The organism is Sphingobacterium multivorum (assembly GCF_039511225.1).
Classification (GTDB): domain Bacteria; phylum Bacteroidota; class Bacteroidia; order Sphingobacteriales; family Sphingobacteriaceae; genus Sphingobacterium.
On record NZ_CP154261.1, the window covers coordinates 1265475 to 1276932 of the forward strand.

Below are 11458 nucleotides of genomic sequence, written 5' to 3' on the forward strand. Positions count from 1 at the left end.
ACTATTTTTCGATGGGAAGATTAAGCTCTTCGCGCCCCCATTCTGACCAAGAACCATCGTATACACGGATTCGCTCGTGACCAGCAAGATGACAAGCAAATGCTAAGATTGAGGCCGTGATCCCCGACCCACAGGAGAAGACATATTCATTTCCGGTCGCATTAAAATGATCAAATTGCTGTTTCAATTCATCGACGGGTTTATAACTTATTCCATCAAATAACTCGTCGAAAGGGAGGTTTTTGGAATGAGGAATATGTCCACCAAGAAGGCCTTTCCGCGGTTCAGCGACTAAACCACTAAATCGACCTTTACTTCTGGCGTCAAAAATATTTACATCAGCATCCCGATAATGTGTTAAGATATACGCTTTATCAGCATAACGGTTTGCTTGAAACTGGGCTTTAAAGTTGCCGGGTTTTACGGCAGCTGTATACTGGTCTACGAGTGGTAATTTGCTTTTTTTCCAAGTGGGAACACCACCATCTAGAATAAATACCTGTTCGAAACCCATAACCTTAAACATCCACCAGGCTCTTGGGCTCGAATAAATACCCCATCTGTCATATAATACGACGGTACTATCCTGATTGATTCCTAGGCGTTGCATTTCCTGTTCGAATACTTCTGCCGATACAAGGGTATGCGGTAATTTAGAAGTAGCATCGGAAAGTTTCCCTTCGATGTCAAAAAATTGAGAATGAGGTAGTACTTCGAACTTGGCTTCCTTGATGGATTGGCCAACTTTGTCGATGGTGCAATCAAGGAGGACAATGTCTGTATGCTGTCCCAATGATTCCTGAAGTTCGGTGGGGCTAATTAAGGCTGAATTGAATGACATAACAATAACGTTTATTGCTACAAAATTACAAAAGCATCCCTATAAAAGCAAAGCGGCTGTTCTTTTGGAACAGCCGCTTTTTATGGATTCAATTGCTAATTACTTAGCGTTTTTATCATTTTCCATTTGCTCTTTCAATTGAGCTAACACGTCTAAGTCGCCTAAAGTAGATTTTTCAACAGAATCTTTTACTTTTTTCACAGCTGAAGACTCAGCTTTAGCGTCTTTTTTACGGTTGTTAGACTCTTCTTTGCGAGCTTCTTCTTTCTCTTCTTCCCAGATACGAGAGTGAGAAATTACCAAACGTTTGTTCTCTTTATTGAACTCGATGATTTTGAATGAAGTAACTTCATCAACTTTCAATGAAGAACCGTCTTCTTTAACAGAGTGTTTAGAAGGACAGAAACCTTCAACACCGTATTGTAAAGCTACGATATCACCTTTGTCACCAACTTTGATTACTGTACCTTCGTGGATAGAACCTTCAGTAAAGATCGTTTCGAAAGTATCCCAAGGGTTTTCTTCCAATTGTTTGTGACCTAAAGATAATTTACGGTTTTCTTCATCTAATTCTAAAACAACTACGTCTAATGTTTCACCAACTTTAGTGAATTCGTTAGGGTGGTTGATTTTTTTAGACCAAGATAAATCAGAGATGTGGATCAAACCGTCGATACCTTCTTCTAACTCAACAAATACACCGAAGTTAGTCATGTTTTTAACAACAGCTGTTTGTTTAGAACCTACAGGGTAACGCTCAGTGATGTTTTTCCAAGGATCTGGAGTCAATTGTTTGATACCTAAGCTCATTTTACGCTCATCGCGGTCTAACGTTAAGATTTGCGCTTCGATCTCGTCACCAACTTTCAAGAACTCTTGTGGAGAACGTAAGTTTTGTGACCAAGACATTTCGGAAACGTGGATCAAACCTTCAACACCAGGGATGATTTCTAGGAAAGCACCGTAATCAGCAACTGTTACGATTTTACCTTTCACTTTAGAACCAACTTCTAATGCAGTATCTAAAGATTCCCAAGGATGCTCAGATAATTGTTTCAAGCCTAAAGCAATACGTTTTTTCTCATCATCAAAGTCTAATACAACAACGTTGATTGTTTGATCTAATGACAAAACTTCTTTTGGATGCTCGATACGACCCCAAGAAATATCTGTGATATGCAATAAACCGTCAACACCACCTAAGTCGATGAACACACCGAAGTCAGTGATATTTTTAACTGTTCCTTCTAATACCTGACCTTTTTCTAATTTAGCAACGATTTCAGATTTTTGGTTTTCTAAATCGTTTTCAATTAACACTTTGTGAGATACGACAACGTTTTTGAATTCGTGGTTGATTTTCACAACTTTAAATTCCATTGTTTTACCTACGTATACATCGTAGTCACGGATAGGTTTGATATCGATTTGAGATCCAGGTAAGAATGCTTCAACACCTTTGATATCAACGATAAGACCACCTTTAGTACGGCTCTTAACGAAACCAGTAATGATTGCATCATTTTCCAATGCCTCATTGATAGCTTCCCAAGATTTTTGAGTTTTAGCACGTTTGCGAGAAAGTACTAATTGACCGTTAGCATCTTCTTGAGACTCAACGAATACGTCAACTTTGTCACCAACTTTTAATTCTGGTAAGTCACGGAATTCTGATAAAGAAACTAAACCGTCAGATTTGAAACCAACATTTAAGACTACGTCTTTGTTGTTGATAGAAACTACAGTACCTTCAATAATTTCACCTTGGTTAACTTGGTTGAAAGTATCTGCGTATTGTGCTTCAAGTTTAGCGCGTTCAGCTTCGCTATAATTTCCGAAACCTTTATCATTTGCATCCCAGTCAAATTCACCTTCTGGTGTGATCCAAGTGTTTGATTTGATTTCGTCGATTAAGTTTGAATCAGCTTCTGATTCAATTTTTTCAGTGTCTTTCACTACTTTAGTGTCAGCACCTTGTAGCTCTGCGTTTTTCGCTGCTAATTCTTTTTCTGCTTCTTGTTTTTTTGCCATTAATTAATTTTCTCCTTTTTCCTACTTTGTAGGAGTTGCAAAGGTACAAAAAAACTTTAAATGCAAAATTTTATTTTTCTTATTTTATTGAAAGACTTTCAGTTATACGGGCCTTTTGAGTAAGATGACGAAACTGACTGTTGGAACGGTCGTTTGGCACCTTTTACCATTCATATGTTGCAAGACTGATGGGTAAATTAGGCTTTTAAACCATTGTAATACACCTATTCGTCTTTCTTAAAAGAGTTGAAAATGCGTGGTTTGGCAATAACAATGGTTTGTTTAGACAGTGCTATTGCCGCATTAAGCTCATAGCCCAATAATAAAATAAGTGTATTCAGGTAAATCCACAGCATGATGACAATCAATGTCCCGATGGATCCATAAAGTTTGTTATATGCGCCGAAATGATTGATATAAAAGGTAAATATGGAAAACGTCAATATCGCTAAAATGGTCGCCATGGACGCTCCCGGACTGAAGAGTTTCCATTTATTGGAGTTGGAGGGACCAAATTTGTAGATACAGCTTACCGTGAAAAAGTAAATAGCAAATATAATCAACCATCGGGCTACTTTAAGTAGTATAGCCCAAAAGCTCGACTTTATACCTGTGGTTTCCTTGAGGTAGTCTATGGTAATGCCAGCTAGGGTAAATATCGTCATTCCCACTGTTAACGCAAAAATAATTAGGAAAGCCAAGGCTAAGGCAAGCAAACGTTTTCTGACCCATGGCCTTCTTTCCGTCATGAGGGAAGCCTTATTGAAGGCATTCATCAGAGAGGCCATACCATTGGTTGCAAAATAGGCCGCAAATAAAAAACCGAAAGAAAGTAATCCACCATTTTGGTTTTTAATAATATCCTCCAAAGTTGTTTCAACAACCAGAAAAGCATTTTTGGGAATAACCACGGCCAGAAAGTCCAGCAACTGTTCCTGAAAATTATTGATCGGAATATAAGGGATCAATGTAAATAAAAAAATGATACCCGGAAAAATGGCCAATAAAAAGCTATAGGAAAGGGAAGAAGCCTTGCTGACAATGGAATCTCTCGATAGCTCCTGAAAGAAAAATACAGCCACAGTATAGAGTGGTAGCGAGCCAAAGCCAGGTAGTACGACACGTTTACTCCATTCGATTAATCTAAAATAAGGTTCAATATTTAATAGCCATTGGTGGATTTTCCCCATATCAATTAAAATAGTTACTCATCTTATCCAAGAAAACCTGTGGCGGCATACAAGGTCTATTTTTTTCCATGTTGACAAAGACCAAAGTTGTCTCGCCCTGGTTGAGTAGTTCTCCGCTTTCATTGAACAGTTCATATTCAAAAATAATACGGACGGCAGGTTTCTGGCGGATTGTTACCCGTATTGTGATCAAATCATCGTATTTGCCCGGTTTCAGGTATTTTGTTTTCATCTCCGTAACGGGGAGCATGACCCCCATTTCTTCCAGCTCCTTATACGATATCCCCGTACTCCGCAGCATTTCAGTCCGCGCTATTTCGTAAAATGCAGCATAATTTCCATAATAAACATAACCCATTTGGTCTGTTTCTGCATAGCGGACACGAATCTGATGGTCAAATACAAACATTATTTTTTAATATTTCTGGCGTCCAATGCCTGTTGGAATTTACGTGCATTGATCAAATGCTCAGCTTCTGTTTTTGCAAAATTATGATACCCTGAAAAATCATCTTTGGCACACATGTAAATATAATCATGTTGCTTAAAGTTTAAGACCGCATCAATTGCAGCAATGCTTGGAATTGAAATAGGACCTGGGGGCAAGCCTCTATAGATGTAAGTATTGTAAGGATTGTCTGTTCGGAGGTGCTTATTCAATACCCTTCTGATTGTAAAGTCATTGTTTGCAAAGATCACAGTAGGATCTGCCTGTAATAACATCCCTTTTTTGAGGCGGTTTAAATATAATCCGGCTATCATGGGCATTTCATCCTGATGTAAGGCTTCCCCCTTGACGATAGAAGCCAATGTGCTAACCTGTTGTGGCGTCAAATTGAGCGCTTTTGCTTTCGCAATACGATCTGCATTCCAAAACTTTTTCCATTCGTCATCAAAACGGGCAATTACTTTTTCGGGATTGGTGTTCCAATAAATTTCGTACGTATTGGGGATGAACACCGAAACCAGATTTTCTTTTGTAAATCCATATTTCTGTGCTGTAGCCTCATCATTCAGTACAGCGATAAATTGTGCAGAATCTGCCTCAAAACTTTTTCCAAGCAGTGCGGCCATATTCTCTTTCAATCGCACATTGGAAAATCTGAATTTTACAGGTTCTTGGTAGCCACCAATCAAATTGCCAATTAAGCGTCTATTGTTCATTCCTGGAGTTAACAGATAACGTCCAGGTTTTACACTTTGATCATATTTTTTATATTGTGCGGCACGCTCAAATGAAGCAATATCATCCACTAAATTTGAATCCTTGATTGATTTCAGCACATCTTCATATTTTTCACCTTCGTGTATGTACAGGTACTTTTTCTCTCCAGATACATTCGAAGCATAAAATGCTTTATAAAATGTCCAAGCAAAATAACCTCCAACAACAATAGCGATCAGAGCAATGATTTTTAACCAACTTGGTATTCCTTTTTTATTTTCCATGCTAAAATTTTTTATTCATTTGTTGTTCGCTATTTAGGGTATTCATACAGCCTTTAGCGGTCAATGGTTGATGAAATCGCGCACATGTAGATCGGTTTCATCATGATTTTATATTATTTCTGAATCTGCCGAGAACGCTAATCCATGATTATGGAGAACATGCCATGCAGCTTCATTTTTGAGTCAATAAACTTAAAAGCCGAGACTATTCCCTTTATTCTCTTTTTCCTTTTTCTGTCCTGCAGCCGGATTTGTCGTTGTCGGTTTAGCTGCCGGGGTATTTGTTGTGGTACTTTTCGCTGGAGCAACAGGCTTGGATTGAACCGGAGGTTTTGCCGCTGGCGGATTCCCCTGTGGTTGGTTTGCCTGTGGTTTAGCTGTTGTGACACCTCCAGTTGTCGCTCCCGTTGATGGTGTCGGTGCCGTGAGCGAGAGTGTTACGTCTATTTTAGCGCCTAAGCTGGTTAAGCCCTTTTCTATTCCGGGCGATTGTACACTAATGACTGCTGTAGCTGTATCCGTTACATTTGGATCGTAGGTCACGGTACCTAGTCCTAGCCCAGCTCCCGACAAGGCAAACTTCGCTTCGTTTAGCGGAAGGCCTATTAAGTTGGGGATTTCCACTTCATTAGCACCGAGTCCATTTCCCAAAACTAGGTCTATACGTGAACCTTTAGGGATCATGCGCCCGTTACGGATTGATTGTCCCGCAAATTGAGCGTCCAACACGATATCCCTGGCAATATCTGCCACATAGGAAGTGTCTCCGATTCTAAGATTATGGTTTTTCAAGATTGCTGTTGCCTCGATCAATGTTTTGTCTTTTATATTCGGAAAAGCAACCTCAGGAGCTACTTGCGTGATAATGGTCAAATAGATCGTCCGGCCTGATTTTACATGGAAGCCTTGTTCGGGATCCTGCTCGATGACCATGCCGGGTTTGGCATCCATCTGATAAACGGAATCGATTTGATATTCGAGCCCAGCGTTCTCCAGCGCCTGGATAGCAGCACTGATATGAAGACCTTTCACTTTAGGGACGGCTATAGATTCATCATGTTTGGTATATATTTTCAGTCCAACGTATACGAAAAGGAATACACATACTATCGCGATAAGAGCGGCAATAAGATTTTTCCTAAAAGTGGGGGTCTGAAGATATTGTACGACTTTGGACATTTCTCTGTTTGATAAAAATTAATTCTGCATAGAACCGCAATATTAAAGCCAAGTTTGCAGAATGATTAAATAAAATTATTCCTCACAAAATTATTCGTTTTTCCGTGTATAGCAAATTATATTTGCTATTCGAATCGCTAAAATTTATGAAAGCAAAAATAGCATTAATAACTGGAGGTTATACAGGAGAAGCTGAAGTTTCTTTTAAAAGTTCTGCCTTCGTCAATTCTCAACTTGATCACAACAAATATGATGTGTATTTGATTACCGTGACCAAAGAAGCATGGTACTACGAAGATTTAGCAGGTAAACGGCATCCGATTTCAAAAGCAGATTTTACGCTTCCATTGAACGGAGATACCTTAAGCTTTGACTTAGCATTTATTATGGTGCATGGTGTGCCTGGGGAAGATGGAAGACTTCAGAGCTATTTTGATTTATTGGACATTCCTTATACCTCATGTGATGCCTTGACCTCCGCATTGACCATGAATAAAGGGTATACAAAAGCGATCTTATCGGATATTCCGGAATTGCATTTGGCAAAATCGGTCTTATTGTTTGAATCGCAACGCCCAGAAGCGATCAAAATCGTCGAAAGCAATCTTTCACTCCCTTATTTTGTGAAACCTAATGCCGGTGGTAGTAGTATCGGAATGACCAAGGTAAAGGAATCTGCACAATTACAGGAAGCGATTGATAAAGCTTTTGATGCGGAAAATACGGGGAAACAGGTGATTGTTGAAGAATTTGTGACTGGACGCGAATTTTCCGAGGGAATTTTTCGCAATTCAAAAGGCGAGCTCGTTGTTTTACCTGCTACAGAAGTTCGTACTACACGTGAATTTTTTGATTATGAAGCCAAATATGTGCCCGGATTGACCGAAGAGATTACACCGGCAGCGCTGACGACAGAAGAGCAGGCGCGTGCTGCACGTATTTTAAGGGAAATTTATGTGAGATTGAACTGTAAGGGTATGGTTCGTGTAGACTTCTTTTTGGAAACTGGTACCGATAAATTTTATTTTATCGAGATTAATACTATTCCTGGACAGACTGCGCAAAGCTTTATTCCGCAGCAAGTACGGGCTTTTGGGATGAAGGAGGGAGATTTTTACGGCGAATTGATCGAAACAGCCTTACAATCGAAATAGTTCTATTTCAAAAATACCTTGAAGCAAGCAGCCTTCAGGACAAGGCGGATAAAAATATACCGCGATAGCGACGCAGGCAAACGGCTTTCATAACTTGAAAGCCGTTTTTTATGTTTTATTTTCTGAAATCAAATTTGGATAGATCAGGTTTAAACTTTTTAGCTCTTTTCAGCTCCTCCTGATAAATTACCTGACCAATATTTTTTAAAAAAGGATAGGTTACTGTTTCATATTCATAGCGTCCATCGTTATAGATGCCATTTTCATTGGACTGCACAACAACGGCGAGCATAAATTCCACCCCATGTTCAAAGTCGACGATATAGGCATTATCAATATTATAGCCATAAGAATCGCCATACTTGTTGAAAATCCGGATGTTGGGATTTAAGGTCGCGTTTTTTTCACGGCCATAAAAAAGGAGCTTGCTATACGTTGGCCAGAATTCTGCTGGATCATATTTTGGGAAATCTGATTCAAAGGGATAGCGTGACATATAGTCATAGAGGAGCGCGTAATCATCTTTTTTCAGATTAAATCGTTCCTTAGGCCGAAATGTTTCGGGAAATAACAATTTCTTCAATATCAGCTGTTGATCTTGCAAAGCGTATACATTTAATCCTTCAAAACTCCAAGGCTCATGAACAAGTTCATCTTTATCGTTTATGTAACCTTTCCCCTGAAGCGTATTGGACAGCTTGATGGTATAATCCTTGGGATCGAACTGTGCTTCTTGTTTATAGATAATATCCTTCCCCTTATAAAAGGTGACGGGGTTGGTATGTTTGGCCCATATGCCTTTGTCGCCAATAGCAAGACGGTTGACAATGCGGCTATATTTAGTGCCGTATCTTTTAAGTTTCGCATTCAGTTCTCCACGACCAATAAATTCAAAGAGCCTATTTTGTGCATCATTATCGCTGGTCAATAGTATCTTTTTTACGTATTGTGCAACAGAGGGAAGACCATTGGCGGCCGATTCGTCCACAAGAACCTTAGTCTGCTTTTCAAAAGCAGAATCAATGCGGAGCGGAGTATCTTTGGTTAAACCGGCAATATGGAGGTCATTGATTTTTTCCAAAGCCAAAATTGCGGTCGGAAGTTTTACGGTGCTTGCCGGATAAAAATACCAATGTGGATTAAGGCGATAGCTATACGACCTGAAATGTGGAATATTGGATTTATCACGATCGATCTGCGTGTAAAGGATCTGTACCTCGTTTTTAGTAGGGTGACTTAATATTTTCTGAAATAGATATGGATGGCTTTGGAGTAGCTTTTCCAAGTATATGGTATCTACCTTTTGAGCGTATAGATCTGACATAAATAGGGTGAGAAATAGGGTGAGGTATTTGCGCATATCCAAGTATCGTGTTTATTTACTATCGGTTAAACTCCTCTATGGCTTTTAACAGCTGGTTTTTTGATAACAGTTTTTTGGCTTTTTCATTTCCCTCCACATAAGGCTCCAGGGTTTCTTTTTTCATTGGTAAAATTTCATTCGACTTTTCCATCTTGAAATGCGATATCGCAGGCTGATTGATATCAGCGGTCATGCTATAGCGACGGATTCGTCTTTCATAACTAACAGTGTCCACCAGGAATAACCAGCAGCTATCTTGTGGAATGCCTTTAATTTTCTTATTCCAATAATCTATCCGATAAATTTCTTTTGTTTGATCTGGTGTTACAGTGTATTTTTTGCCTTTTTCCCGCCAAGATATCTCACTGGGTTTGGTTGCCGTTCTCAATTTTATTTTGGTTTTTGAAACGACAGTACTGTCATTTTTTAAAACAATATAAAATTTATACCTACTGCTGATCGGTTCGCGGTCGAAAGAATAGAGGATCGGCGAATACGATCCTGGTATTGTAATATTACCACCTGGCGTACGTATCGTATACGGTGCACGGAATTGCGCAAAAACTTGCGACAAATTACCCAGCAAAACAAGTCCGAAGCATAAAATAGGCAGCACATACTTGGGCGTTCCAGTGTATGTTTGCCTGTTGGTTTTAATACCCATGGATTTATTTTTTCGTATAAACTTCAAAGGTATAAGCAAATGCATGTTTCTCGTCGGCTTGATGCGAATCTGAAGCAACTAATTCCCATTCTTCTGAGGGTAATTCAGGAAAGAAAGCGTCACCTTTGATGGTGGTATGTACGCGCGTCAGAAGCACTTTATTTGCCAAGGGTAGCGCTTGCTGATAAATGTTTGCGCCACCAATGATGAATACCTCACGTTCATCCCGGCAATACAAGAGTGCCTCTTGGATGCTGTTGGCAACATCAATATCTTCTCCCTGGAAATTCGCGTTACGTGTAATGACAATATTCCTTCTGTCTGGTAATGCTTTGCCTATGGCCTCAAAAGTCTTTCTACCCATTAGGACAGAGTGCTCAACGGTATTTCTCTTAAAATATTTAAAGTCGTTGGGTAAATGCCAAGGCATCTGATTGTCGATTCCGATGGCATTGTTTTCCGACGCAGCTACGATTAATGTGATCGTTGGGTTGCTCATTTTTGATATAAGGTGATTATTCGTTCGCTAAAATATGTTACAAAATCAGGTACCTTCCTTGTTAAACGGCCACCGGAGCTTTGATATGTGGATGGGATTCGTAGTTTAACAATTCAAAATCTTCAAACTTAAAATTAAAGATATCTTTTACTTCTGGGTTTATTTTCATCTGGGGTAGCGCTTTTGGCTCGCGGCTCAATTGGAGCTCCGTTTGCTCGAAGTGATTACTGTAGATATGTGCATCGCCCAGGGTGTGGATAAACTCTGCGGCTTCCATGTCGCAAACCTGTGCGACCATCATCGTCAATAAAGCGTAAGACGCAATGTTGAAAGGAACGCCCAAGAATATATCGGCACTACGTTGATAGAGTTGACAGGACAATTGCGGCTTTAAGATACCTTTTTCAGGTTGTGCCGGAGCGACATAAAACTGAAAAAAGGCATGACAAGGAGGTAATGCCATATGCTCTATTTCGGCAACATTCCATGCCGATACAATAATACGGCGTGAATCCGGTGAATTTTTTAGCTGGTTGATAACCTGTGTGATCTGATCGATATGACGGCCATCAGGTGTTGGCCAGGAGCGCCATTGTGATCCGTATACAGGGCCCAAATTTCCTTGTTCGTCAGCCCACTCGTCCCAAATGCTTACGCCATTTTCTTTGAGATACTGAATATTGGTTTCACCTTTAAGAAACCAGATCAATTCATGAATAATGGACCGCAGGTGTAATTTCTTCGTCGTTACCAAAGGGAAACCTTCCTGAAGGTTGAAACGCATCTGATATCCAAAGACACTTTTGGTACCTGTGCCCGTACGATCTGTCTTTACAACACCATTCGTATATACATGTCTGAGTAAATCTAAATATTGTTTCATCTGTAAAAAGTAATTATTAAATACCAAATATCAATGCTATAATCGAACTGGATAGAACGAATAGCACTATTTTATGTGTCTGATTCTCAATCGGGGAATATTTGAATACATCATGTCCGGCTCTAATTTAGTTTGTCCGTATTAAGCCGCCGGTGCATTCAACCTTTCAAGATAGTCAAAACTAAGGAAAATCCTTATAACGAGA

11 protein-coding genes are annotated in these 11458 nt (G+C 39.6%); 1 reads left to right on the forward strand and 10 read right to left on the reverse strand.

What is annotated here, in order from left to right; translation table 11 throughout:
• Position 1 precedes the first annotated feature (1 nt).
• The 6 genes from AAH582_RS05100 to AAH582_RS05125 form a co-directional block, all read right to left on the reverse strand.
• Positions 2 to 841 (reverse strand): sulfurtransferase, encoded by an 840-nt coding sequence (locus AAH582_RS05100; protein ID WP_343321367.1) that lies wholly within the window; start codon positions 839 to 841, stop codon positions 2 to 4.
• 99 nt (positions 842 to 940) lie between these two features.
• A complete protein-coding gene (gene rpsA / locus AAH582_RS05105; protein WP_286849831.1) occupies positions 941 to 2872 on the reverse strand; it encodes a 30S ribosomal protein S1 in 1932 nt (643 codons plus the stop codon).
• Between the two features lie 224 nt (positions 2873 to 3096).
• The gene (locus AAH582_RS05110) at positions 3097 to 4062 is read right to left on the reverse strand and encodes a YihY/virulence factor BrkB family protein (protein WP_343321368.1); all 966 of its coding nucleotides are present in this window, start codon (positions 4060 to 4062) and stop codon (positions 3097 to 3099) included.
• Position 4063: 1 nt separating this feature from the next.
• Positions 4064 to 4471, reverse strand: coding sequence for an acyl-CoA thioesterase (locus AAH582_RS05115; RefSeq protein ID WP_070564999.1), 408 nt, complete (start codon positions 4469 to 4471; stop codon positions 4064 to 4066).
• A complete protein-coding gene (mltG, locus tag AAH582_RS05120) occupies positions 4471 to 5511 on the reverse strand; it encodes an endolytic transglycosylase MltG (protein WP_343321369.1) in 1041 nt (346 codons plus the stop codon). Before mltG ends, AAH582_RS05115 begins: the two co-directional genes overlap by 1 nt.
• 192 nt (positions 5512 to 5703) lie before the next feature.
• Entirely contained in the window at positions 5704 to 6690 is a 987-nt protein-coding gene (locus AAH582_RS05125; protein ID WP_084823161.1) for a PASTA domain-containing protein, read from the reverse strand.
• Between the two features lie 146 nt (positions 6691 to 6836).
• On the opposite strand from AAH582_RS05125, the gene AAH582_RS05130 reads away from it, so the two are divergent.
• The gene (locus AAH582_RS05130; RefSeq protein WP_343321370.1) at positions 6837 to 7844 is read left to right on the forward strand and encodes a D-alanine--D-alanine ligase family protein; all 1008 of its coding nucleotides are present in this window, start codon (positions 6837 to 6839) and stop codon (positions 7842 to 7844) included.
• A 115-nt stretch (positions 7845 to 7959) separates the two neighbouring features.
• On the opposite strand, the gene AAH582_RS05135 is transcribed toward AAH582_RS05130, so the two are convergent.
• The 4 genes from AAH582_RS05135 to AAH582_RS05150 form a co-directional block, all read right to left on the reverse strand.
• A complete protein-coding gene (locus tag AAH582_RS05135; RefSeq protein WP_343321371.1) occupies positions 7960 to 9204 on the reverse strand; it encodes a serine hydrolase in 1245 nt (414 codons plus the stop codon).
• Between the two features lie 22 nt (positions 9205 to 9226).
• Positions 9227 to 9871: a hypothetical protein gene (locus tag AAH582_RS05140; RefSeq protein ID WP_343321372.1), complete on the reverse strand. Its 645-nt coding sequence runs from the start codon at positions 9869 to 9871 to the stop codon at positions 9227 to 9229.
• A 4-nt stretch (positions 9872 to 9875) separates the two neighbouring features.
• A complete protein-coding gene (locus AAH582_RS05145; RefSeq protein ID WP_343321373.1) occupies positions 9876 to 10370 on the reverse strand; it encodes a dihydrofolate reductase in 495 nt (164 codons plus the stop codon).
• A 61-nt stretch (positions 10371 to 10431) separates the two neighbouring features.
• Positions 10432 to 11253: a thymidylate synthase gene (locus AAH582_RS05150; RefSeq protein WP_343321374.1), complete on the reverse strand. Its 822-nt coding sequence runs from the start codon at positions 11251 to 11253 to the stop codon at positions 10432 to 10434.
• Between the last annotated feature and the right edge of the window lie 205 nt (positions 11254 to 11458).

Coding starts and splice junctions, on each gene's coding strand:
- AAH582_RS05100 (WP_343321367.1), bottom strand. CDS start 841: ATGTCATTCAATTCAGCCTTAATTAGCCCCACCGAACTTCAGGAATCA.
- rpsA (WP_286849831.1), bottom strand. CDS start 2,872: ATGGCAAAAAAACAAGAAGCAGAAAAAGAATTAGCAGCGAAAAACGCA.
- AAH582_RS05110 (WP_343321368.1), bottom strand. CDS start 4,062: ATGGGGAAAATCCACCAATGGCTATTAAATATTGAACCTTATTTTAGA.
- AAH582_RS05115 (WP_070564999.1), bottom strand. CDS start 4,471: ATGTTTGTATTTGACCATCAGATTCGTGTCCGCTATGCAGAAACAGAC.
- mltG (WP_343321369.1), bottom strand. CDS start 5,511: ATGGAAAATAAAAAAGGAATACCAAGTTGGTTAAAAATCATTGCTCTG.
- AAH582_RS05125 (WP_084823161.1), bottom strand. CDS start 6,690: ATGTCCAAAGTCGTACAATATCTTCAGACCCCCACTTTTAGGAAAAAT.
- AAH582_RS05130 (WP_343321370.1), top strand. CDS start 6,837: ATGAAAGCAAAAATAGCATTAATAACTGGAGGTTATACAGGAGAAGCT.
- AAH582_RS05135 (WP_343321371.1), bottom strand. CDS start 9,204: ATGCGCAAATACCTCACCCTATTTCTCACCCTATTTATGTCAGATCTA.
- AAH582_RS05140 (WP_343321372.1), bottom strand. CDS start 9,871: ATGGGTATTAAAACCAACAGGCAAACATACACTGGAACGCCCAAGTAT.
- AAH582_RS05145 (WP_343321373.1), bottom strand. CDS start 10,370: ATGAGCAACCCAACGATCACATTAATCGTAGCTGCGTCGGAAAACAAT.
- AAH582_RS05150 (WP_343321374.1), bottom strand. CDS start 11,253: ATGAAACAATATTTAGATTTACTCAGACATGTATATACGAATGGTGTT.